Annotated in this window: 16 protein-coding genes; 12 read left to right on the top strand and 4 right to left on the bottom strand. The window is 67.3% G+C overall.

All coding sequences use genetic code 11. From position 1 onward, the window contains the following. Window positions 1-226: 226 nt before the first annotated feature. The 3 genes from FBR43_RS08190 to FBR43_RS08200 are packed head-to-tail and all read left to right on the top strand — an operon-like array spanning window position 227 to window position 3,728. The gene (locus FBR43_RS08190) at window positions 227-2,044 is read left to right on the top strand and encodes a DUF885 domain-containing protein (RefSeq protein ID WP_136942693.1); all 1,818 of its coding nucleotides are present in this window, start codon (window positions 227-229) and stop codon (window positions 2,042-2,044) included. Beyond that, window positions 2,041-2,283, top strand: coding sequence for a DUF3311 domain-containing protein (locus FBR43_RS08195; RefSeq protein WP_136942694.1), 243 nt, complete (start codon window positions 2,041-2,043; stop codon window positions 2,281-2,283). The genes FBR43_RS08190 and FBR43_RS08195 overlap by 4 nt, the downstream gene beginning before the upstream one ends. After that, the gene (locus FBR43_RS08200) at window positions 2,280-3,728 is read left to right on the top strand and encodes a sodium:solute symporter family protein (protein ID WP_136942695.1); all 1,449 of its coding nucleotides are present in this window, start codon (window positions 2,280-2,282) and stop codon (window positions 3,726-3,728) included. The genes FBR43_RS08195 and FBR43_RS08200 overlap by 4 nt, the downstream gene beginning before the upstream one ends. A 10-nt stretch (window positions 3,729-3,738) precedes the next feature. On the opposite strand, the gene FBR43_RS08205 is transcribed toward FBR43_RS08200, so the two are convergent. Then, entirely contained in the window at window positions 3,739-4,674 is a 936-nt protein-coding gene (locus tag FBR43_RS08205; RefSeq protein WP_249276508.1) for a LysR family transcriptional regulator, read from the bottom strand. 152 nt (window positions 4,675-4,826) lie between these two features. On the opposite strand from FBR43_RS08205, the gene FBR43_RS08210 reads away from it, so the two are divergent. The 7 genes from FBR43_RS08210 (at window position 4,827) to FBR43_RS08240 (ending at window position 10,252) form a co-directional block, all read left to right on the top strand. Continuing rightward, entirely contained in the window at window positions 4,827-5,729 is a 903-nt protein-coding gene (locus FBR43_RS08210) for a dihydrodipicolinate synthase family protein (RefSeq protein ID WP_249276509.1), read from the top strand. A 5-nt stretch (window positions 5,730-5,734) separates the two neighbouring features. Continuing rightward, the gene (locus tag FBR43_RS08215) at window positions 5,735-6,919 is read left to right on the top strand and encodes an NAD(P)/FAD-dependent oxidoreductase (RefSeq protein ID WP_136942698.1); all 1,185 of its coding nucleotides are present in this window, start codon (window positions 5,735-5,737) and stop codon (window positions 6,917-6,919) included. Further along, the gene (locus FBR43_RS08220) at window positions 6,916-7,161 is read left to right on the top strand and encodes a (2Fe-2S)-binding protein (protein WP_136942699.1); all 246 of its coding nucleotides are present in this window, start codon (window positions 6,916-6,918) and stop codon (window positions 7,159-7,161) included. The genes FBR43_RS08215 and FBR43_RS08220 overlap by 4 nt, the downstream gene beginning before the upstream one ends. Continuing rightward, window positions 7,154-8,494 (top strand): FAD/NAD(P)-dependent oxidoreductase, encoded by a 1,341-nt coding sequence (locus FBR43_RS08225; RefSeq protein ID WP_136942700.1) that lies wholly within the window; start codon window positions 7,154-7,156, stop codon window positions 8,492-8,494. Before FBR43_RS08220 ends, FBR43_RS08225 begins: the two co-directional genes overlap by 8 nt. Before the next feature lie 94 nt (window positions 8,495-8,588). Further along, window positions 8,589-9,074, top strand: a complete 486-nt coding sequence (locus FBR43_RS08230; protein ID WP_136942701.1) for a VOC family protein — start codon at window positions 8,589-8,591, stop codon at window positions 9,072-9,074. Between the two features lie 11 nt (window positions 9,075-9,085). After that, a complete protein-coding gene (locus tag FBR43_RS08235) occupies window positions 9,086-9,490 on the top strand; it encodes a RidA family protein (protein WP_136942702.1) in 405 nt (134 codons plus the stop codon). Window positions 9,491-9,595: 105 nt separating this feature from the next. Next, complete coding sequence (locus tag FBR43_RS08240; protein ID WP_249276653.1) at window positions 9,596-10,252, top strand: response regulator transcription factor; 657 nt, start codon at window positions 9,596-9,598, stop codon at window positions 10,250-10,252. Between the two features lie 4 nt (window positions 10,253-10,256). Here FBR43_RS08240 and FBR43_RS08245 read toward each other — a convergent pair whose 3' ends face one another. Continuing rightward, the gene (locus FBR43_RS08245) at window positions 10,257-13,325 is read right to left on the bottom strand and encodes a peroxidase family protein (protein WP_136942704.1); all 3,069 of its coding nucleotides are present in this window, start codon (window positions 13,323-13,325) and stop codon (window positions 10,257-10,259) included. A gap of 447 nt (window positions 13,326-13,772) precedes the next feature. Between FBR43_RS08245 and FBR43_RS08250 the strand changes: the two genes are divergently transcribed. Then, window positions 13,773-14,453, top strand: coding sequence for a response regulator transcription factor (locus tag FBR43_RS08250; RefSeq protein ID WP_169542548.1), 681 nt, complete (start codon window positions 13,773-13,775; stop codon window positions 14,451-14,453). 177 nt (window positions 14,454-14,630) lie between these two features. Continuing rightward, a complete protein-coding gene (locus tag FBR43_RS16555) occupies window positions 14,631-23,015 on the top strand; it encodes a peroxidase family protein (protein ID WP_136942706.1) in 8,385 nt (2,794 codons plus the stop codon). An 83-nt stretch (window positions 23,016-23,098) separates the two neighbouring features. On the opposite strand, the gene FBR43_RS08260 is transcribed toward FBR43_RS16555, so the two are convergent. Then, window positions 23,099-23,434 (bottom strand): PilZ domain-containing protein, encoded by a 336-nt coding sequence (locus tag FBR43_RS08260; protein ID WP_136942707.1) that lies wholly within the window; start codon window positions 23,432-23,434, stop codon window positions 23,099-23,101. Window positions 23,435-23,505: 71 nt separating this feature from the next. Continuing rightward, on the bottom strand, window positions 23,506-23,739 hold the full coding sequence (gene rpmE, locus FBR43_RS08265) for a 50S ribosomal protein L31 (RefSeq protein ID WP_136942708.1): 234 nt from the start codon (window positions 23,737-23,739) through the stop codon (window positions 23,506-23,508). Between the last annotated feature and the right edge of the window lie 88 nt (window positions 23,740-23,827).

Genomic DNA, 23,827 nt, shown 5'->3' on the forward strand with positions numbered 1-23,827 from the left:
GGCGACGACAGACTGCGGCATGGGCAAACGAAAACAATGCAGCAGCGACTGCGACTTCATTGCCTGAAACGCAACGGCTGCGGAATATCATATCACGAAAAGCAAGGATGGCTGCGGCGCAATGTCGATAGATGCGGGCGGGCGGATTAACGTCAGGCAGCGATCGACGGTTGCATTCCGCGCGGCTGGCGACACGATTGGCCTGACGGGGAATGGGGAACACGCAATGCAAACCGACCGCTATCGCATCAGCCGCCGCGCGCTTTTCGCCACGTCTGCGCTGTTCGCCTTGGGCCATGCGCTCCCCGCGCTGGCACGCCAGGATGCCGCCGCGCGGCTGCGCCAGCTGCTCGCGGCGAGCGAGGCGGCCGACCTCGCGCTCGATCCGATCGGCGACCTACGCAAGGGCGGCGATACGGCGCCGGGCGCGCCGCTGTTCGTCAACCCGCTGTCCGACGGTTATGCCGCGCGGCTCGAAGCCAACAAGCGCGCCGATGCGCGCGCGCTGGCGGCGATCCCGCGCGATGCGCTGACGGCGACCGATGCGATCGCCTATGACGTGTTCGCCTACAAGACCGCGCAGCAGCTGGAGCTGTTCGACAGCGGGCTGTTCGCGGTGCAGCGCAAGGCTCCGCTCAACCCCTCGTTCGGGATGCATGTCGAATTTCCCGACTTCATGTCGTCGGGCGCGGCGCCCTTCGCCACCGTGAAAGATTACGAGGACAACCTCGTCCGGCTTAAAGGTTTCGCCGGGCATCTGGCGATGATCGTCACGCGGCTGCGGCAGGGCGTGGCCGACGGCTATGTCCAGCCGCGCATCATCGCCGAGAACGTGCTCAAGCAGACCGACGCGATGCTGGCGGTGCCGCTGGCCGAAAGCCCCTTCCTTGCGGGCGTGCGCAAGTTTCCCGATGCCGTCGGCGCCGCCGACCGAGCGCGGCTGACCGCAGCGTACGAGGCGATGGTGCGTGGGCCTGTGCTGGGTGGCTATCGAACGCTCGGCGACTATCTGCGCACGACCTATCTGCCGCTGGCGAGCGCCACGCCCGGCCGCGCCGCGATGAAGGACGGCGCACGGCTCTATGCCTGGGAACTGGCGCGCCACACCACCACGCGCCGCAGCGCCGACGACATCCATGCGCTGGGGCTCAAGGAAGTCGCGGGCATTCTCGCGCAGATGGAGCAGGTGCGCGAGACCACCGGCTTCGACGGCGATCTCAAGGCGTTCTTCGAGCATGTCCGCACCGACCCAAAATATTACTACACCAAACAGGAAGACCTGATCGCGCGGTTCGAGGCGATCGAGGCCAAGATCTGGCCGGCGATTCCCAAGCTGTTCCACAGCCGCCCCAAGGCACCGTTCGAGGTGCGCCCCCTGCCCGCGCTCGGCGACCAGCGCGGTACCGGCTATTACCGCGCCGGCCCGCCCGACGGCGTGTCGCCCGGCATCCTGTTCTTCAACATGTCGATGCTCAACACGCGGCCCATCCCCACGCTCGAGACGCTGACGCTGCACGAGGGCATTCCCGGCCATCATTTCCAGATCACGATGGTGCGCGAGGACGAGAGCCTGCCGCCGATCCTGCGCTACGGTTCGGCCACCGCCTATTCCGAAGGCTGGGGGCTGTATGCCGAATCGCTCGGGCCGGAGCTCGGCATGTTCACCGACCCGATGCAGCTGTTCGGCCATCTCGACATGGAGATGCTGCGCGCGGTGCGGCTGGTGGTCGATACCGGCATCCACGCCAAGGGGTGGGAACGCCAGAAGGCGATCGATTACATGCTCGCCAATACCTCGATGGCGCCGCGCGACGTGGCAGTCGAGATCGATCGCTACATCGCCTATCCGGGGCAGGCGTGCGCGTACAAGATCGGCGAGCTCAAGTTCCGCGAACTGCGCGAGGCGGCGCAGGCGAAGCTAGGCAGCCGGTTCGACGTGCGCGACTATCACGAGCAGGCGCTCTCGACCGGCGCGCTGCCGATGGACGTGCTCGACGCCAAGATCCGCCGCTGGATCGATGCCGGCGGCGGGCGCGCCGCGTGAGCGAGGCGACCGCGCCGGCGCCGCGATCGCGCCGGCATCGCTGGCTGCTGCTGCTGCCCTTCGTGTGGCAGGTGGCGTGCGTGCCGTTGGTCAACGACGTGGCGTGGCGGCCCTTTTCGCTGCCCTTCCCGATGGTGTGGCAGATGGCGGGCATCCTGTTCACCACCGCGATCATCGCCATCGTCTTCGCGATCGACAAGCGCCACCCCGAGTTCGCGCCCGCGGACGGCGAGGCATGATCCTGGTCATCACGCTCGCGATCGTGCTCGGCACGATGGCGGGAGCGCTCGCCGCATCGCTGCGCCAGCGCGCCGCGCGGCACAGCATGGCCGAATGGGCAGTGGGTGGCCGGCGCTTCGGCGTGCTGATCTTCTGGTTCCTCAACGCCGGCGAGATCTACACGACGTTCGCGGTACTCGGAATCTCGGGTTTCGCATGGGCCTATGGCGCGCCGGCCTATCTGGCGTTCACCAGCGTGAGCCTGTCGGCGGCGATCGGTTACTGGCTGATGCCGCGCATCTGGGATGCCGGGCGGCGCCACAATCTTGTGACACAGGCCGATTTCTTCGCGCAGCATTATCGCGCGACCTGGCTGGGCGTAGTGGTGGGCGTGGCGGGCATCGTCGCACTGATCGTCTATGTGCAGATCCAGATCGTGGCATTGAGCCTGATCGTGCGGATGACGCTGGGGCCGGAAGTCTCACCACTCGCCTCGGCGCTGATCGCGGCGGCAGTGATGCTCGCCTTCGTGGTGTTCGCGGGGCTGCGATCGGCGGCATTCGCCGCGGGGGTGAAGGACGTCCTGATGCTGCTCGTCGTCGCCGGGCTGTGCGTGACGGTAGCTAGCAAGGTGGGCGCGGCGTCGATGCTCGACGTGTACCGGCTGGCGCAGGACAGCTTCCCCGGCATCGGCCGCTTTCCGGGACTGCAACCCGAGGCCGGCCTGTCGAGCGTGTGGCTGATGACCTCGGCCCTCAACGTGGCGCTCGGCAACTGGATATTGCCGCATCTGTTCCAGCTATGCTTCTCGGCGGGCAGCGAGAACACCATCCGCCGCAACGCCATCTGGCAGCCCATCTACTCGCTGAGCTATTTCTTCATCATCCTGCTGGGCTTCGCGGCGCTACTGGCGGGCACGCAACCCGAAGGCGGCGATACCAATGCAGTGCTGCTGCAGTTCGTCGCCGATCGCTATCCGGCATGGGCGGTGGGCGTGTTCGCGGGCACCGCGTGCCTGCTGGCGCTGGTGCCGGGATCGGTGCTGCTGCTGACCGCGGGGTCGATCTTCAGCCGCAACGTGGTGCTGCCGCTCCGGCCGGGGACGAGCGACCGCGCCCTGCTGGCACTGTCGCGCGCGGCGATGCTGGTGTTCGCAGGCATCGCGGTGTGGCTGACGCTGGGGGGGTCGCGCTCGCTCGTCGAGATCGGACTTTCGGCCTATGCGGCGATCGGGATGCTGGCACCGGGCGTGTATTTCGCGTTCCTTTGGCCGCGCGCGCATGCCGCAGGCGTGTTCGCAGGCATCGTCGCGGGCTATGCCGCCCTGACGCTGCCGCAGGCCACGGCGCTGTGGAACGCGCTGCTGCCGCATTGGGAGCACGGGCTGATCGCGATGGCGGTCAACGCCGCTGTGGCGGCGGCGGTGTGCCTGATCGTTCCGACGCGCCGGCCCGCTGCCGCCTAGGGTCCTGACCCTAGCTCCAGCTCTTGAGCTTGGCCTCGAGGATCGCGAGCAGGCGCGCGGGGGCGCCTTCGAGCTGGCGGCCCAGGCGGTGGATGAGGCTGACCGTGGTATGCTCGATCGCATCGTCGAGCAGCGGGCGCGCGACGAGCGTGCCCTGATCGAGTTCGGCGAGTGCCGAGATGCGCGGGAGCACCGTGACCGCGCGGCCGGCCTTGGCGATCTCGCGCATCATCTGGATCGAGGTGGTCACCAGCATCGGCTCGAGCCACACATGCGCGCGCTTCTGCGCCTCGGCGAGCGCCGCTATGATGCTGAAGCCGCGCGGCGGCAGGCACAGATCGGTGTCCTGAAGCTCGGCGATCGTGACCGCCTCGCGCGCCGCGAGCGCGTGGCGCGGCGAGCACAGCACCATCAGCGGCTGCTCGACGACGGCGCGCGTGCGGATCTTGGGCTCGGTGGTGGTGTTGAGGATCATGCCGACATGCGCCTCGTCATCGAGCACCATGCGCACGATCTCGGCGCTCGACGAACTCGCGACGGCGATCGCGATGCCGGGGTTGCGGCGCTGGAACCCGTCGATCGTCTCGATCAGCGGGGGGCCGAAGAACCCCTCGCCGATCGCCAGGTCGACGCGGCCGGTCTTGACCTCGCGCAGCTCCTGCAACTGGTTGAGCAGCGTCTCGCGATCGGCGAGCTGGTTGCGGTGAAACTCGAAGGCGAGACGGCCGGCTTCGGTGAGGCGGATCGAGCGGCGACCGCGTTCGATGAGCGCAACGCCCATATCCTGCTCAAGCTGCGCGATCTGGCGGCTGATCGACGAGGTGGCGACGCCGATCTTGTCGCTCGCCAGCCGCATCGACCCCAATGTCGCCGCTTCGTAGAAATAGTGGAGCGCATTGTCCCACATCGTACGATTCTCCCTCCCCTCGGCACCGCGTATGGCCATCCTGTCATATGTTGCGCGATACGCAATCACATACGGCTTTCGTTGTCGCGACTGCTATCGCACCATGGCGCGGCGCTGCTAAGCAGCGGCACGAACAGGCTGACGGGAACGGCCGGGACCGGGGGTATGAGTTGACGACCAAGCGATCGCGCGTGGACTGGCGCGGATATCTGCCGGCCATCACCACCCCTTTCGCGCGCGACGGCGCGCTCGACCACCAGGCGCTCGGCCGGTTGCTCGAATGGCTGCACGGCGAGGGGATGCACGGGCTGGTGATTGCCGGCACCACCGGCGAATGGCCGAGCATGACGCCCGACGAGCGCGTGGCGCTGTTCGCGGCGACCGGAGCGCAGCTGACAGGCAAGCTGCCGCTGATCGCGGGGTGCAGCGCCTTTACCGCGCGCGAGGCGATCGCCTTCGCCGAGGCTGCCGCGACGCACGGCTTCGACGGCATCCTCGTGACGCCGCCGCCCTATTTTAGGCCATCGCCCGACGAGATTTACGGCTTCTACGCCGATATCTCTGCCGGCCAGCCGCTGCCGATCTGCGTCTACAACTGGCCGCCGGGCACCGGCGTCGACATGCCGCTCGACCTGCTCGAACGTCTGGCCGATCTCGAGAAGGTCGTCGCGATCAAGCAGTCGACATCGGACCTCAGGCGCTTCGTCACCACCTATTTCGCGCTGAGCGAGCGGGTGCGCGTGTTCGGCCACACGATGGACGAATATGGCCTCGCTCTGCTCGAGGCGCGCGGCGGCGACGGCACGATGGGCGCGGGCGGCGTGCTGGGACGCACGCAGCCCGATTTCTACAATCATCTGTGGGCGGGCCGCATCGAGAAGGCGCGCATCTGCGGCAGCCAAGACCGCGCGATCCTCGATGCGTGGTACACCGTCGATCTGGTCGGCCGCTTCGGCTCGGGCCCGGCGATCCTCAAGGCGGCGCTCGACGTGCAGGGACTGCCGGGCGGCCATGTCCGCGCGCCACTGCGCGACGTGGGCGCGGACGACCGTGAACGAATCCGCGAGACTCTCGCTGCGCTAGGCCGCATCTAGCGCGCATGGAGCGCGCCGACGTCGCGATCATCGGTGGGGGGCTGATCGGCTGTGCCGCGGCGTGGCGGCTGGCGCAGCGCGGCGCGCGCGTGGTGCTGCTCGAAGCCGGCGAGCATAATGCCGGCGCATCGGGGCAGAATGCCGGATCGCTGCATTTCCAGCTCGAGCGCCGCTTCCTCGAACAGGGCGAGGCGCTGGCCGAGCAGGCGGCACGGATCGCGACGCTCAACGTGCTCGCGGTTGCCGACTGGCGCGCGATCGAGTGTGAGCTCGGCGCCGACCTGCACGTGTCGATGGCGGGCGGGCTGATGGTCGCCGAGACGCGCGAGGAGGTCGCGCTGCTCGAAGCCAAGGCCGCGCGCGAGGCGGCGGCGGGGCTGGCGGTGCGACTTATCGACGGTGACGCGGCGCGCGCGCTGGCACCCTATCTCGCCAAGAGCGTGATCGCGGCCTGCCACCTGACCGATGAAGGCCATGCCGATCCGCGTGCGCTGACGCCGGCGCTTGCGGCTGCGGCACGGGCCGCGGGTGCTGCGATCCGCGAGGGCTGCCGCGTCGAGGCGATCAAGACGCCCGCCCCCGGCAGATTCGTGCTGCGTACTGCCGCGGGCGGCGTGACCGCGGCCCAGTTGCTGATCGCCGCGGGCGCGTGGAGCGCGAGCGTCGCGGCGATGGCGAACATCCACCTGCCGATGGTGCCCGTGGCATTGCAGATGAACGCGACCGAGCGCATCGCGCCGGCGATACCTCACCTTATCCAGCATGTCGGGCGCAGGCTTTCGCTCAAGCAGGCGCATGCCGGCAACGTGCTGATCGGCGGCGGTTGGCCCGCGCGCATGGCGGTGCGCAGCGACGGCGGCTTCGATCTTGCCCGCCGCCCCGCGCTGAGCGAGACGTCGCTGGCCGGCAATCTGCGCGCGGCGATCGACGTGGTGCCGATGCTCGCGCGGCTGAACCTCATCCGCACCTGGACAGGGACCACCGCGATCACTGCCGACCAGTTGCCGATCGTGGGGCCGGTGCCGCGCCTGCCGGGTCTGTGGGTGGCGGGCGGCGGATCGGCGTTCACGCTCGGCCTCACTTTTGCGCGGCTGATCGCGAACGCGATGGGCGGCGAGCGCGTGCGCGAGCTCGACCTGTTCGGCCCGGCGCGCTTCGATCATCTCAACAGCTTCATGGGTGCCGCATGAGGCGCGTCGAGGCCGGCGTGACGAGAGGGCAGCGCGTTGCCTTCACCATCGACGGTGCGAGCGTCACGGCGTTCAAGGGCGAGACCGTGCTGGCGGCGGCTCGCGCGGCGGATATGCCGATCGCGGGCTGGTGCAACATGGGCAGTTGCGGCGAGTGCATGGTGACGGCGGCGAGCGGAATGCGCGTGCGCGCATGCCTGACGCCGGTTGCCGAGGGCCTGTCGGTGACAACGCATGGCTGAGCGCGCAACGGTGGACGTGGCGATCGTCGGCGGCGGGCCGGCGGGTCAGGCCGCGGCATTGCAGCTTGCCGCCGCCGGCATCGCCGCCACGGTGATCGACGAGCAGCCGCGCGCCGGCGGGCAAATCCTGCGCCAGCCGCCATCGGCCGTTGCGGTGCGCGACTGGCTTGCGGGCCGGAGCTATCGCGCGCTCAAGGCGCAGCTTGCGGCGTTCGAGGATTGCAATGCCGTCACCTGGCGCGGCGGCACAAGCGTGATCGGCCTTTCGATGAACGAAGATGGCGCGGGCCTGACCCTTGCCGACGGCTCGGGCGTCGAGCGGCTGCACGCGCGCCATGTGCTCGTCGCGGCGGGATGCCACGATCTGGCGGTGCCGATGCCCGGCTGGACGCTGCCGGGCGTGCAGCCGGCAGGCGCGGTGCAGGCGATGCTCAAGAGCCAGCAGATGCTGCCCGAAGGCGCGACGCTGTTCGCCGGCACGCATCCGCTGCAACTGATCGTCGCCGCGCAACTCGTGCGCGCCGGCGCGACGGTAGCGGGCGTGCACTTCGCGCAGCCGCTACGGCGCTTCGCCACCTGGCTGTCGCCTGCCGCCGCAATCGCTCGCAGCGCCGATCTTGCCGATGCGCTGGCGGCGCTCGCGACGCTGCGTCGTGCGCGCGTGCCCGTGCGCTTCGGCAGCGCGATCAGTGCGATCGAGGGCGCGATGCGGGTCGAGCGCGCGATCGTCGACGGCGTGCCGATCGCCTGCGATCAGGTGGCGCTGTGCTACGGCTTCGTCCCGCAATCGGCGCTGCCGCGCATGGCGGGTGCCACGATGCGCGCGGCGGGGCCGGCGGGCGGGTTCGCTACCGTCGCCGACGACTGGATGGCGAGCAGCGTGCCCGGCCTGTGGGTTGCGGGCGAGACGACCGGCGTTCAGGGCGCCCCCGCCGCCGCGTGCGAGGGCGCGATCGCGGGCATCGGTATCGCGCAAACCATGCGTGCTTTCGATCTGCGTGAAGCCGAGCGCCGCGCTGCGCCGTTCCGCGCAGCATATGTGCAGCATCGCACCTTTGCGGCGGTGCTCGACCGCATCGCCGATCCGCGCGACCACTTCCCCCCGATCGCGCCCGACACGATCGTTTGCCGCTGCGAGGCGGTGCCGCGAGCAGCACTGGCAGGCGGATCGGCCAACGCCGTCAAGCTCGCATCGCGCTGCGGCATGGGGCTTTGCCAGGGCCGCAATTGCGAGCCGACGCTGCTGCGGCTGCTAGGCGCGCCCGATGGTCCCGGCTTCACCGCGCGCTTCCCTGCCCGCCCCGTCGCGCTCGGCATGCTTGCGGGCGATTGATTGCGCAGGCGGCAACGATCTTTGCAGGGATGCCGCGTTGCCCCGCCCCGCCCCGCGCGACAGACTGCCGCGCATTGCCATTCGAGGAGCCTGCATGACCGTCCCTGACGCCCCGCGCTTCCTGTCGGTCGACCATGTATCGTGGACCGTGCCCGATCTTGAGGCAGCGATCGCCTTCTATCGCGACGTCATCGGCGCCGAGGAATTGTTCCGCATGGGGCCGCTCGATGCCGCAGACATCCCGGCGATGCCCGACGGGCGCGACTGGATGGCCGCGCATGTCGGCGTGCCCGGCGCGCGGCTGACGCTGGCGATGATGAAGCTCGCCGACAATCTCAATTTCCAGCTCGTGCAGTACGACAAGCCCGACGATCGCGGCACGACACTGCCGCGCAACTGCGACCGCGGCGGCCATCACCTTGGCCTCAAGGTCGACGATGTCGAGAAGGCGGTGGCCTATCTGGCGGCGCATGGCTGCACGCCGATGGAGATCATCCATATCGATGCCGGGCCGCTCGCCGGCAAGAAGAACGTCTATGTGCTCGATCCCTTCGGGCATCAGCTCGAGATCGTCGACTGAAAGGAAGCGCGATGGCAAATACCAAGCTCAACCCGCCCGAGATGTACGACGCGCTCGGCTACGGCTTCTCGCATGCCGCGCTGCAGGCGGGCGGACGTACCATTCACTGCGCGGGCCAAGTGGCGTGGGACGCCGAGTGCAACGTGGTGGGCGGCGACGATCTGGCCGCGCAGACCGCGCAGGCGCTTGCCAACCTCAAGGCGGTGCTGGCGGCTGCCGGCGCCTCGCCCGCCGATGTGGTGCGGATGCGCACCTATGTGGTGAACCACAGCCCCGACAAGCTCGGCACGGTGCTCGGCGCGTTCGGCGCTTTCTATGGCGATGCGACGCCCGCGCCCAATACCTTCATCGGCGTGCAGGCGCTGGCGCTGCCCGACTTCCTCGTCGAGATCGAGGCAATCGCCGCGATCGACTGAGGCGCCACGCGTCGGCATTGCACAATTGGCGGTTTTCGCCGATCATATCCAAAGTGGAACGACAACGCGGGTCGCGAACGCGGGGAGTCGACCCTCTTGAAGCATGTGCTCGTCGCCGACGATCATCCGATCTGCGCCGCCACGCTGGTGATGGCGGCGCATGCGGCGTCGCACGACGCCGTGGTCGAAGTGGTCGAAACGCTCGCGGCAGTCGAGCATTGCCTGCGCCAGCAGCCCTATGCGCTGGTCTTGCTCGACCTGATGCTGCCCGACGCCCAGGGCCTTGCCGGCCCGGCACTCGTGCATGCGATCCAGCCCGACACCACCTTTGCGGTAGTGACCGCGCGCGACGACGCCGACACGATGCGCGCGGTACAGGCGATCGGCGCGCGCGGGTTCCTCTCAAAGGCCACGCCGGTCGACACGATGATCGCTGCGATCGCGACGCTGCTTGGCGGCGGTCGCTGGTTCGCCGAGCCCGCCAGCCCCGACCCTGCCCCGGGAGTGACGATGATCGCACGGCTGGGCGCGTTGTCGGCCGCGCAGTTGCGCGTGCTGCGTGCCGTCGCGCGCGGGCTGCCAACCAAGCAGATCGCCTATGAGCTCGATCTCGCCGAACCGACGATCAAGTCGCACCTCTCGGGCATCTTCCGCAAATTGGGCGTGACCAACCGCACGCAGGCAGTGCTTGCCTACCGAATGATCGAGGACACGGGCGCCATCGACGCCGGCGGGCCTGCCGACAATCCCATTCCGCTATAGGGGCTCACAGGATGACGTTGCTGCTGTCGAGCGCCGGCGTGCCGAGCAGCCGTATCTCGAGATCGGCGACGCGATCGCCGTTGGTGTCGCCGATCAGGATGCCGCTCACATAGCGCAGCTGCCCCGCCACGCCCGAAAAGGCGGCCGTGCCGATCATCGTGAAGCCCTGGTCGCCCGCCGCCAGCGTATTGGCGTCGATCGCCGACAGGTCGAGCTTGTCGAGCAGCGCGTTGAAATCGGTGATCGTCTCACGCGCGGTAGTACCAACCGCGCGCGGCGCGTCGCCGGCTGCGTAGCGGAAGATGTCGGCCCCCGCCCCGCCCGTCAGCGTATCGGCCCCTGCGCCGCCGATGAGGATATCGTCGCCGTCGCCGCCCGACAGCGTATCGATGCCGATGCCGCCATCGAGCCAGTCGTTGCCGCCGTCTCCGAAAAGCCGGTCATTGCCGTCGACCCCGTGAATGACGTCGTCGCCCGCCCCGCCGCGCGACTCATCGTTGCCCAGGCCGCTGTAGAGCGTGTCGTTGCCCGCCTCGCCTTCGAGGCGGTCGTTGCCGGCACCGCCGAACAGCTGGTCGTTGCCGGCGCCGCCGATGACCTCGTCATTGCCGCCGCCACCCAGCAGCATGTCGTCGCCGTCGAAACCGCGCAGCCGGTCGTCACCGTCGAAGCCATAGATCTGGTCGGGCCGCGCGGTGCCGTCGATGCGCTCGCCAGCGGCAGTACCGTCGATCCGGTTGACGTAGCTCGCCACGTTGAGGACGAAATCGTCACTAGTGCGCGCGTTGAACGTATCGGTGACGGCGACCTGCACGGTAAGCGCGCCGACGAAGCCCGCCGGCGGCGTGCCCGAGAAGGTGCGCGTCGCGGCATCGAAGCTAAGCCAGGCCGGCAGCGGATCGCCATTGGCCATGCGCGCCGACCAGGCGAGCGTGTCGCCCGTATTGTCCTCACGAAAGGCGTTGGTAGGCACCGCGAACGAGAAGGCCACCGTCTCGACCACGCTGCGATCGGCCACGCCGTCGCGAATCAGCGGCGCGGTATTGGTGCCCCAAGGCACCTGGAAGATATCGCTGGCGAGATCGGTGAGGCCTGTGTTGCGTTCGACGATGGTGGCGAATCCCTCGTCCGCCCCGTCGAGATTGGCGTAGAAGGGGAAATCCTCGATCCGGTCGAAATAATAGAAGCGGTCGCCTTCCTGCAGCCGGTCGAGCTGTTCGTGGATGATGACCCAGAAGGTCTGGCCGACGACGCCGCCATTGATATGTGCCTCCGCCATGCCGCCGACCCACAGATCGACGCGATCGATTCCCTTGACGGTATTGCCGTTCACCAGCGCGATATCGGGGTTGGCGGCGGTGAAGGCGGCGATGGCCTCGGGCGTCGACAGCACCAGATCGGGATAGGCGGCGCGGAACTGTGCGATCAGCGTATCCGACAGGCCGTTGCGTGCCTGAAAGTCCTCCCACGACAGATAGGGCGATAGATCGCCGGCATGGCTCACCGCTTCGGCGACATAGGGATTGGTCGAGGCGTCGAGCGCGGCGCGTACCTGATTGAGCGTGCCCAGTCCCACATCGCGCCCACGCGCCACGTTGAAGGCGAACAGATCGGCCGGCTGGCGGACCAGATCGTTGCGCACTGCATCGACGACGTTGACGTCGACTTCCTCGGCGGCCTGACGGACGATGCCGCCGATCACCGCATTGGCGCCGATCTGCGCATAGCCGGGCTGCGGATTGTAGCCATAGGCCTGCAACGTCGCGAGCGGCAGCGTGAACACCTCGGGCGCATTGCTGGGATTGAGGAACGCGTCGAACAGCGTGATGTCGCGCGTGCTGCCGTCGTTGTTGAGGATGCGCAGCGTATCGCCGATCTGCGAATGGCCGAAGCGATAGGCGGCGGCGGCGAACTCGTGCGAGATGCTGGCATCGGCCTCGGGATTGTAGCCAGCCCAGCCATGATCGCCGGTGCCGCGCATGCCGCCCAGCAGCACGTCGGCGAAGTCGGTGAAGACGACGCGCTGATATTCGCCCTCGTTGATGATCTTGGCGGCCTGATAGAGATCCTCGGCATCGCCGCCGAATCCCGCCGCGGCGAGATTCTCGACGTGGAAATTATGGTTGCGCGCCCAGATGGTATGCATCGCGGTGAGCGAGACATTCTCGTTGCCGCGCCCGTCGCCCACCACGACGTGATCGAGCAGGTTGATATAGGCATTGGTGTCGAGCAGCAGCGCTTGGCCCGAGCCCATGAAGTCGGCGGCGAGCCCCGGCACCATTGCGGCGTTGATGACGCCGCCGGCATCGACCAGCCCCGCATAATAGGTGCGGAAGGTCGTGCTGAAGTCGCCGTCCTCGAAGCGCGTGTCGTTGTTCCAGTGATCGAGGATCAGCTCGCGCAGCGTCGGCAGCAGATCGAACTGCGGCGACATCGGATCGGGCCCGCCCATCGAAAGACGCGCGCCCACCCCGCCCGAGCCATCGGTCTCGCGCAGGAAGATGCCGACCAGCGCGGTCGAGCCATAGGCCTGGTTCTGGTCGATGAAGTTCGACGTCTTGTTGAGGTGCAGCGGATTGCCGTCCTCGTCCCAGCCGACGACGGCGCCGCGCGTGAGATCGGCGGGATTGTTCGAACCCGGCGCCATCGAGATGCCCGGCCCGCCGATCGCGATCGATCCGCTGCCGCCCTTGGCGAGGAAATCGAGCCCGTGATCGAAATACTGGCCGAACGCCATGAAGAAGATATTGCTGCCGCTTTCGGCGCGCAGCAGATCCTTTTCGTGCGTACCGATGACGTTACTGATCGCACGCGGATCGAGCCCGTCGAAGATCGGATTGACGCCGAGATTGACGGGCGGCGCGCCGGGCACGGTCGAGGCGATCGGCGCGCCGTAATGCGCGTCGGTCAGGCGGATGAAGTAATTGTCGGTATTGCCATAGCCCGGATTCGCGACATTGTTGCCCCATCCGTCGAGTGTGCGAATACCCGTGAGGTTCTCGCCGAAGCTCTCGCCCCGCACAAGGCGGAGCAGTCCGTCGAGATCTTCCTGCGTGAGTGTGAAGATGGCCATGTGAGCCCCCGATGATGCGTGGTTTGCCGGGCGAGACCGCACCGGCGCAACGTTTCCCGCATCGCGCTCGGGCCGGACATCGCAATCATCGCAAGAATAGGTTCAGCGGGCGCGAGTCACAATTTAGCCTGACGCGCTAGTACCGGGGGTCTAATCACCGTCATCCGATCGGGTGTGCAGTGACGCCGTGCCATACCAAAGTATGGTGGTTAACCACATCTTTCCTTTGACTCGAAACCACGCATTCCTATCCTTGGTGTTGTCGTGACGGTACGAGCGACTCGCCCGATGCAGCCGCATCCGCGAGGCCCATCACCGGCAGCGGCAGGCGGCGTTGGGGACGTCGCACCGGCGATGCGGAAGAGACCGTCACGCCCAGTCAGTTCGGTCGCAAGTCAGGTTGCACGAAGTGCCGATGCGCCCCCCTGGGCTGGCATCGGCGGGGGCATGACAATGCATAGTGACGCGAACGCAATCGCGATCCTGGAGGATTGCGCGATCTACCGGGCCGGGCTGGCCGCGCTGCTGGCGCACGAGATGCCGCGGAGCCCTATCGTCGAACATGGCGACTGGTCGTCGCTGATCGGCTGGCTGCACCGCGGCGACGGCGTTGCGCTGCTGATCGTGGGAAACACGCTGTACGATGCGCGACCGCCCGCGCTCGCGGCGATCCGCGCGCGCAGTCCGCGCCTTCGCATCGCGATCATGGCGCAGCATTGCTCGCGCGAGGCGGTGATTGCGGCACTTGCCGACGGCGTGCACGGCTACGTGACGCGCGAGATGGCTTCGGGTGCGATCGTCGCCGCGCTGCATGCGGTGGCCGACGGCGCGATCCATCTTCCGCCGCAGATCGCCGACCAGCCCGTGCTGCACGGCGAGGCACCCGACGACCAGCTCACCACACGTCAGCGCCAGGTGCTGACGCTGCTGTCGCGAGGATGTTCGAACAAGGAGATCGCGCGCACGCTGGGTATCGCCGAGGCGACGGTAAAGGCGCATGTCGCATCGTCGTTCCGGACGCTGCGCGTGCACAACCGGATGGCGGCGGCATCGAAGCTTCATCTGCTGGGCCCCGGCGCAAGCTCGCCCGAGCGATATTCGCGCGTCGCGTCCGCCTATTCTCACTGAACCGTATCGAATGCGCCGCGCATGAGGGCGCGCTCTTTTCGCCAGTCCGCAAGTATTAGATACTTATCTCTAGCGATTCTGGCGTGGCACTAGTCCGTCTAGCCGAATAGACGTAAATGCGCATCGAGGCGGATAGTTCCTCCATTCGAAACAATGATTCGAACCGGGGGAACTGTCATGGCTACCAGCTTCATCGTAAATCTTGCCGACCTCACCAAGATCCTCGAACAGATCAAGGTCGCCGAGCTTCATGCCTCGACGCCCGGCATGTCGCTGCTCCAGGCCATCCAGCAATATTTCGGCGTGTCTGCCGCCAATGCGGCGCTGCTGCCCGTGGGGCTGCGCACCGTCGACGGACGCGACAACAATCTGCTGCCCGGTAATTCCGAATATGGCGCGGCCGACACGCTGTTCCCGCGGATGACGACGCCGCGCTACCTCAACGATACCGACGGCGATTCGATCGATTTCGACGGCGCCGGCCCCGGACCCACGCTGACGGGCGGCAATTACGGGGGACCGGCATCAGTCGTCGATGCCGATCCGCGCATCATCTCGAACCTGATCGTCGACCAGACGCCGGCCAATCCGGCAGCCGTGCAATCTGCGCTGGCGTTCGTCGGCATCACCGGATCGGCGGCAGTCGCTGCCGCCAACGCGATCGTCGCGGCATACAAGGCGACGCTGCATGCGAACGGTGCCGATGCCGCTGTCGATGCCGCGCAGGCCGCGTTGACGAGCGCAGTCACCGCGCATGCCGCCGCCGCTTCGGCGCATGGCGCCAATCAGGCGCGTGCCGACGCCTTCACCGCCGCCGATAGGCCGGCCGAGGCCGCAGTCGCGCTGGCCGATAGCGCCACGACCGCGCTCGACGCGCTAGCGACCGCGATCGACGCGTTGGTCGCGCCCGAGGCCGCGCTGAGCGCTGCCGAAAACGCGCTGGCACCCGCGGAGGCCGATTCGGCCGCTGCGTCGACGGCGCTCACTGCGGCGATCGAGGCGCGCGACGCCTATCTGGCGCTGCCGCCCGAAAACCAGGTTCCCGAGGAGCTTCAGGCGCTCGAGACCGCGGTCACGACGGCACAGGGCGCCTTCGCCGCCGCCGAGGCTGTCGCACAGCCGCTGCGCGACGACGTGGCCGATGCGCTCGCCACCGTGCAACCGCTGCGCGCCGCTGCCGCCGATGCGTTCACCGCAGCGTCCGATGCCGCCGTCGCGCTGCTCGCTGCGGCCGATGCCGCCGCCAATGCGCTCGATCCCGCCGGTGCCGCGGACTTTACCACACCCGAGGCGCTTGCCGCCGCTGCAACCGCGCAGGCGCTGGTCGATGCGCTGGGCGCGATCGTGGCGGGCGGCGTGCAGGCGGACGATCTTGCCGCCGCCGAGGCCGCCGTCTCGGCGTTCGCAGCCGCGATCGGCGATTTCGCCGCCAGCGCGGTGCTGATCGAGACCGAGCGTGCCGATGCGGTGAGCGATGCGGCGGCGAGCCAGCTCATGCTCGACGGCGCGACGACGGCGCTCAACGCCGCGCAGACGACGTATGACAATGCCGTCGCGCTCGCCAACACCACCGGCACGCCCGAGGAGGCCGCAGCGTTCCTCTCGGAAACGATCGCCGAATATGGCATCGAGGAAGGCACCGAAGGCGGGTTGTTCATCCCCAACGTGTCGCCCGATGTCGGGCTGTCGCAGAGCTTCAATTCGTGGATGACGTTCTTTGGCCAGTTCTTCGACCACGGCCTCGACCTCGTCACCAAGGGCGGTTCGGGCACCGTCTACGTGCCGCTCACCGCTGACGATCCGCTCGTCGCTGGCGCCGACAAGGTGTTCGGCACCGCCGACGATCTGCCCGCGCACCTGCGCTTCATGGCGTTGACGCGCGCGACGCCGACGATCGACGAAACCGGCCAGCGCCAGCACGAGAACCAGACGACGGCGTTTGTCGATCAGAACCAGACCTATACCTCGCACGCATCGCACCAGGTGTTCCTGCGCGAATATGCGCGGCTCGACCTCGACGGGAACGGCGCGCGCACGCTCTCGACGGGCCACCTGCTCGACCACAGCGAAACCGAGGGCGGGCTGGCCGACTGGGGCGACGTGAAGGCGCAGGCACTGACGATGCTGGGCATCGCGCTTGGCGATCTCGACGTGCTCGACGGGCCGCTGCTCGCGACCGACCCCTATGGCAACCTCATTCTCGGCGCCAATGGATATGCGCAACTGGTGATGGCGCCCGATGCCGAGCATGCCGAACCCTGGTTGAAGGAAGGCAGTCCCGACGGCAGCGTGACCACGGCGGGCGCGCTGCGGACCGGCCACGCCTTTCTCGACGACATCGCGCATCATGCGGCCCCCGGTCGCTGGGATTCGAACGGCGACGGCCGGGTGACTGGCGCCGACGCCTTCAAGGTCGCCGATGCCGATCCGGGCACGGGCGACGACGGCATCGCCGGCACCTATGACGACGAGATGCTCGACGCGCATTTCGCCACCGGCGACGGGCGCGGCAACGAGAATATCGCGCTCAGCGCCGTGCACTCGGTATTCCATTCGGAGCACAACCGGCTGGTCGAGGCGAACAAGCTGACCATCCTCGAATCGGGCGACCGCGCGTTCATCAACGAATGGCTGCTGGTCGATTTGGGGCCGGGTGACGTGATCCCCGGAGATCCTTCCGAGCTGGTATGGGACGGCGCACGGCTGTTCCAGGCGGCGCGCTTCGTCAACGAGATGCAGTACCAGCATCTGGTGTTCGAGGAGTTCGCACGGCGCCTCCAGCCCGCGATCGATCCGTTCGTGTTCACCAACACCGCCGATATCGACCCAGGCATCGTCGCCGAGTTCGCGCATGTCGTCTATCGTTTCGGCCATTCGATGCTGACCGACACCGTCGAGCGGCTGAACAACGATCTGGAGACTGTCGACGGCGGCGAGCAGCTCACGCTGATCGAGGCGTTCCTCAACCCGACGCTGTATACCGCGACGGGAGCCGATGCCGCCGAGATTAACGCCAATCTGGTGCGCGGGCTGACGCGTGATCGCGGCAACGAGATCGACGAGTTCGTCGTGCCGGCGCTGCAGAGCAACCTGCTGGGGCTGCCGCTCGACCTTGCCACGCTCAACATCGCACGCGGTCGCGAAGCGGGCATCGGTTCGCTGAACGAGATCCGCGCCGAGCTGTACAACGACTTCGCGCTTGCCGACCTCAAGCCTTATGTGAGCTGGGCCGACTTCGCGCAGAACATGCGCAATCCCGCGTCGCTCGTGAACTTCCTCGCGGCGTACGGCACGCACCCGACCATCACCGGCGCGACCACGATGGTCGCCAAGCGCACCGCCGCGCTCGAGCTCGTATTCGGCGTCGACCAGAATGGCGACAATAGCGTGCCCGCCGATCGCGTGGCGTTCCTTACCGCGACGGGCGCCTGGGCCGGCGGCAATCTCGGCGGCCTCAATCTCGTCGACTTCTGGATCGGCAGCCTTGCCGAGGAGCGCCCCGAATTCGGCGGGATGCTTGGCTCGACCTTCAACTTCATCTTCGAGCACCAGATGGAGAGCCTCGAGGATGGCGACCGCTTCTATTATCTTTCGCGCACGCAGGGCATGAACCTGCTCAACCAGCTCGAGCCCAATACCTTCACCGATCTGGTGATGCGCAACACCGACCTGTCCGATCCCTATGCGACGCACCTGCCGGGGTCGCTGTTCTCGACGCCCGACCTCATCCTCGAGCTCGACCGCGCGATCGCGCAGGCCGAGCCCGACCCCACCTGGGACGATCCGCTGCTCGACGCCATCGCGCCCAAGGTCGTGCGTGTGGTGAGCGGCGTGGTCGACGCGAACGACCATGACGTGGGCGGCGAGCTGCGCTTCTCGGGCGGCGAGCATGTCGTGATAGGCGGCACCGAGGGCAACGACATCCTGACTGCCGATCTGGGCGACGACACGCTCTGGGGTGATGGCGGCGACGATTACATCAACGGCGGCGGCGGTGCCGACAATGTGTTCGGCGGCGACGGCGACGATGTGATCGAGGATAATTTCGGCGACGATTTCCTGCGTGGCGAAGCGGGCAACGACGTCATCAGCGCGGCGCGCGGCGTCGATCTGGTATTCGGCGGCGAAGGCAATGACGCGATCTTCCTCGGGCAGGACATGTCGGAGGTGTTCGGCGGCGAGGGCAACGACTTCATCCTCGGCAGCTCGGGCCCCGACGGGCTGTTCGGCAACGAGGGCGACGACTGGATCGAAGGCGGCGAAGGGTTCGACGTCATCTCGGCCGACAATTCGGAATTGTTCTTCAACTCCGCGGTCATCGGCCATGACGTGATGTGGGGCCAGGGCAACGACCAAGACTATGACATGGAATCGGGCGACGACATCGCGGTGTCGGGCGCCGGCGTCGAACGCTTCGAGGGCATGTTCGGCTTCGACTGGGTGATCGCCAAGTTCGATCCGGCGGGCGCCGATTTCGACTTCAACATCCCGATCTTCACCACCGAGCTCGACGACATCCTGCGCGACCGTTTCGACAAGGTCGAAGGCGCGTCGGGCTGGCGGCACAACGACGTGATCGTGGGCGCCGACGCCGGGCAGACGCTGGGCGGCATCCTCGCGATCGAGCTGCCGGCGGGCGAGACGCGCGTGGACCATGCGCTGACGCAGGAAGGCATCGACCGGATCGAGGGGCTGCGCGGCTTCCTTGACGATGCGCTGACCACCATCGCGGGAATCACCGGTGCCGATGCCGATCACTATATCGATGGCGACATCCTGATGGGCGGCGCCGGCAGCGACCTGCTGAAGGGCAATGGCGGCTTCGACATCATCGATGGCGACGCCTGGCTCAACGTGCGCATCCGCATCAATGTCGACGGGCAGGAATATACCGCCGACTCGCTCAACAGCGACCGGCATGTGGCCGGCGAGCAGGCGGGCAAGGTCTATTTTGTCGGCGGCGCGTTCGACGGGATGGTCGCCTTTGGCGGCAAGTCGCTCACCTCGCTGCTGGTCGATCGCACGATCAATCCCGGCGAGATGGAGATCGTGCGCGAGATCCGCACCGATCCGACGGCCGGCAACAGCATCGACACCGCGGTCTATCGCGGCACGCTGGCGGAATATGAGATCGAGGGCCTCCAAACGAGCGGCCCCGACAATAGCGGCACGATCCTGCGCCGCCCGTGGGACGTGAACGGCGACGGCTTCATCGCGGTACGCGACCGCGACGATGGCGAGACCGGCGCGACGATCACCGGCCCCGATGGCGAGCCGGTCACGCTCACCTCGCGCGGCATCGTCACCGACAATGTCGACCTCATCCGCAACATCGAGCAGTTGCAGTTCAGCGACGTGCGGCTGACGATCGCGGGCGAGAACGCGCCCGCCACGGGAACGCTGACGATCAACGATCCGAGCGACTTCGGCGGGCTGGTGACGCCCACCGTCGGCCAGGTGCTGAGCGTTTCGCTTGCCGACCTGATCGATGCCGACGGGATCGCGCTCGACGCCAACGGCCTGCCGGCGGGCATGACGGTGGAGTGGCAGGCCGCCTTGCTCAACAGCGGTGGCGGCTGGACCACGGTCGGCACCGGCCCGACCTATACCGTGCCGTCGGCGCATGTGGGCGAGAATATCCGCGCGGTGGTGCGCTTCGAGGATCTGGCGGGCGCGAGCGAGCAGCTCACCTCGCAGCCGAGCGAAGCGGTGACGGCGCCCTTCTTCGTTGACGAGAACAGCCCGACGGGCACGGTCGTGAGCCTGACGATCCCGTTTGATCCCGATGCCGATGCGCGCAGCTTCGTCGGCGGGCCGGTGCCCGATATCGACCCGGCGACGCTGTTCCACGAGATCGATCCGCTGTCGGACGCCGACGGGCGCTTCACGATCGTGCTCAACGGCACCGATGCCAACGGCAACCCGCGCTACTCGCTGGTGGTCAACCAGGGCGGCGCCGCCAACCTCAACTATGAGGACGTGCAGACGCCCGTCGACAACGAGTATCAGATCGTCATCAACAGCTATGCCGACCAGCCGGCGACGCCCGAGAACCTCGTCGCGGTGCGCCAGTTCACCGTGCGGCTGAACGATGTGGGCGAAGCGCCGACCGATATCGAATGGGTAGGCGTGTTCCCGAGCGACGTGTCGATCCCGCTCGCCAACAGCGTCGTCGGCAACGCAATCGGCATTGGCGACGAGAGCTATCATCACAGCCTGCTGCCGAGCAGCACCGCGGGCTTCGTCATCGCATCCGATGGCACCGTGACGCGCACCGGATCGAGCCTTGCGCAGAACGGCGTCTACCAGCTCGATGTGGTAGCAGCCGGCGGCGGCGAGCAGCTTTCCGAACGCTTCGTCATCCGCACCGGCGCCTTCACGACCAACGACGATATCGTGGGCGGTCTGGGTAGCGACATCATCTACAGCCTGACGGGCAATGACACGCTGGGCGGCGATGCCGGCGACGACACGCTGTACGGCCAGTCGGGCAATGACATCCTGAACGGTGGTGCTGGCGACGACACGCTTATAGGCGGCGCGGGCACCGACAGCGTTAACGGCGGCACCGGCGACGATCTCATCATCTACCGCCATATCGACGGTGTCGACACCATCAACGGTGGCGCCGATTTCGACACGCTGGCGATCATGGGTGCCGGCGGCACCCAGACGATCAGCGTCACCTATGACGGCATACGCCTGACCGGTGTGGGCGGCGGCAGCATCGCCAATGTCGAGCAGGTCACGCTCGACCTGTTCGCAGGTTCGGACATGCTCAGCATCGTCTCGAACGCCGCGGTGATCGTCGATCTGAGCGCGGGCACTGCAAGCGGCTTTGCCTCCATCGCGGGTGTGGAGAACATCCAGACGGGCAACGGGGCCGACCAGGTGACGCTCGATGGCGCAGCGAGCACGGTGATGACCGGACTGGGCGACGACACGGTAGTGGCGACCGTCGACAACCAGCAGGACAGGCTGCGCGGCCAGGGCGGCTTCGACACGCTCGATTACTCTGCCTATGCCACGGGTCTTGGCATCGCGCTTACGAATTCGGTTGTCACGGGCTCGGGCACGACCACCGCGACCTCCGATACCATCGCCGAGTTCGAACATGTGATCGGCGGATCGGGTAACGACACGATCGCCGGTACGGGTCTTGGCAACCGACTCGACGGCGGCAGCGGCGGTGACACGCTGCGCGGCCTCAACGGCGACGATCACCTGATCGGCGGACTGGGTGACGATACGCTCGAAGGCGGCATGGGTACCGATACGATCGAGGGCGGCGCTGGGAACGACGTCATTCGCTGGTTCATCGGCGACGGCGCCGATAGCGTCGATGGCGGCGCCGATACCGACCGTGTCGACATTCTCGGTTCGAACCTGGCGCAGACGGTGAACGTGGTGTTCGACGGGACGCGCATCACGCATGTGGCTGGCGGCAGCTATGCCGACGTCGAGAGCTTCACGCTCGACATGGGCACCGGCATGGATACGCTGACCTACACGACCAGTGCCGACCTGACGATCGATTTGGGTGCGGGCGCCGCGACAGGCTTTGCTTCGGTCGCCGGTGTAGAGCATGTCCGCACCGGATCGGGCGACGACATCATCCGGACGCACGCGGGTGCGAGCAACGTGTTCGCGGGTGACGGCGAGGATGCCGTGATCGTCGCCGTCGACAATGTTGTCGAGCAGTTCCAGGGCGAAGGCGGCACCGACACGATCGACTATTCGGCGTATACGGCGGCGCTGCGCATCATGCTTCCGGGCGGCGTGGTCATGGGTTCGGGCAGCACGGCGGCGACCTCGGACGTGATTGGCGGCTTCGAAAACGCGATCGGCGGGCAGGGCGCCGATGTGCTGACGGGCGACGGCGGCGCCAATGTGCTCGACGGCGGCGGCGGCAGCGACCGTATTCTCGCAGGCGGCGGCGACGATACCGTCCGTCAGTCAGCGGGCCAAGCGGGCCGCGACTTCGTCGATGGCGGGGCGGGAACCGATACCTATGTGCTGACCGGCGATGCCAGTGCCGAGGCATTCGTGATCTATGCCCGCGCGGCGGCGATCACGGCAGGGTTCGTGCCCGTCAACGCGTCGGTCGAGATCGTCATCGTGCGCAACGGCAACGTCATCGCCGAGCTCGACAATATCGAGGAGATCGTCGTCGATACGGTCGAGGTATCGGCGAACGACGGCAACGGCGTGCCGAATGGCGGCACGTCGGGCGGCGACACGATCAGCGTGGCGGGCGATTTCGCGGCGCCGTTCACCAGCCTCGACTACAGCACGATCACGGTCAACGGCGGCGCGGGGACCGATGTGGTCGACATCAGCGCGCTCGCATCGGATCACCGGATCGTGTTCAACAACGTAGAGGGTGGTGACAGCCTTGTCGGGCCGGTGCGCGCGCAGGACGAACTGTTCGGTGCCGACGGTGCGGCGATCGACATGCGCGCCTTCCAGGCTGCCGATGCATTGCAAGAGCCGGTATCGGCGGGCTTCACCGAACGCGGCTTCGCGACCGACCTTTCACTGCCGATGCCAGCACTGGTGTGAACCAGCGCCCATGCGCGTTGACGTGCCGCGCATGGATGGTCGCCGGGTGGGAGCGCCCCCTTCCCGCCCGGCGACTTCGCGTGTCAGGCAGTGGCGGTCAGCGCCTCGAACACATGTTCGAGCAAAGGCTCGTCGAACTGGCAGCCGGCTTCGAAATCATCGGCCCAGACGACGCGCGTCACCTTCTGCCCGTGGCCGGGCAGCGTCAGCCAGATCGTGCTGCCGGGCTTGAGCGCCGAATAGGTCTGCAATCGCGCGCCGTGCATCGAGAGATCGACGACCTTGCACAAGGTACGATCGAGCCCGCCGCGGCCGATGCGCGCATCGAGCGAGACGGGCGCACGCGGCGAGCGTCGGCGCGAGCCGACGACGGCGGGTTCATATTCGGCAGCGAAGGAGCGGGGGGCATGCAGTGTCATACGCGCACGCTACGCTCGCATCGTTAACGGCGCGTCAACGCTACACTAGCGTCGGCGCGCTACCCAAGATTTCAGCTCTTGCGCAGCGAAAGCCCGCCACCGAAGCGCTTGTTGAAGCGCGCGACCTGGCCGCCGGCGTCGAGCAGGCGCTGGTTGCCGCCGGTCCATGCCGGATGCGCCAGCGGATCGATCTCGAGCGTCATCGTGTCGCCTTCCTTGCCCCAGGTGGAGCGCGTTTCGTACACGGTGCCGTCGGTCATCTGGACCTTGATCATGTGGTAGTCGGGGTGGGTATCGGCTTTCACGTCTTTTCTCCGGGTCATGCCGCTGGTTTCCGACCAGCAGCGAAGGCGCGGCCCCTAGCAGAGGCGCGCGCCGAGGGCAATTGGGCGA

It is taken from the genome of Sphingomonas baiyangensis, assembly GCF_005144715.1.
Taxonomy (GTDB): domain Bacteria; phylum Pseudomonadota; class Alphaproteobacteria; order Sphingomonadales; family Sphingomonadaceae; genus Sphingomonas; species Sphingomonas baiyangensis.

Excerpts from the sequence above, each read along its gene's own strand:
- FBR43_RS08190 (WP_136942693.1), top strand. The coding sequence starts at position 227 with ATGCAAACCGACCGCTATCGCATCAGCCGCCGCGCGCTTTTCGCCACG.
- FBR43_RS08200 (WP_136942695.1), top strand. The coding sequence starts at position 2,280 with ATGATCCTGGTCATCACGCTCGCGATCGTGCTCGGCACGATGGCGGGA.
- FBR43_RS08205 (WP_249276508.1), bottom strand. The coding sequence starts at position 4,674 with ATGGCCATACGCGGTGCCGAGGGGAGGGAGAATCGTACGATGTGGGAC.
- FBR43_RS08215 (WP_136942698.1), top strand. The coding sequence starts at position 5,735 with ATGGAGCGCGCCGACGTCGCGATCATCGGTGGGGGGCTGATCGGCTGT.
- FBR43_RS08220 (WP_136942699.1), top strand. The coding sequence starts at position 6,916 with ATGAGGCGCGTCGAGGCCGGCGTGACGAGAGGGCAGCGCGTTGCCTTC.
- FBR43_RS08225 (WP_136942700.1), top strand. The coding sequence starts at position 7,154 with ATGGCTGAGCGCGCAACGGTGGACGTGGCGATCGTCGGCGGCGGGCCG.
- FBR43_RS08230 (WP_136942701.1), top strand. The coding sequence starts at position 8,589 with ATGACCGTCCCTGACGCCCCGCGCTTCCTGTCGGTCGACCATGTATCG.
- FBR43_RS08235 (WP_136942702.1), top strand. The coding sequence starts at position 9,086 with ATGGCAAATACCAAGCTCAACCCGCCCGAGATGTACGACGCGCTCGGC.
- FBR43_RS08245 (WP_136942704.1), bottom strand. The coding sequence starts at position 13,325 with ATGGCCATCTTCACACTCACGCAGGAAGATCTCGACGGACTGCTCCGC.
- FBR43_RS08250 (WP_169542548.1), top strand. The coding sequence starts at position 13,773 with ATGACAATGCATAGTGACGCGAACGCAATCGCGATCCTGGAGGATTGC.
- FBR43_RS16555 (WP_136942706.1), top strand. The coding sequence starts at position 14,631 with ATGGCTACCAGCTTCATCGTAAATCTTGCCGACCTCACCAAGATCCTC.
- FBR43_RS08260 (WP_136942707.1), bottom strand. The coding sequence starts at position 23,434 with ATGACACTGCATGCCCCCCGCTCCTTCGCTGCCGAATATGAACCCGCC.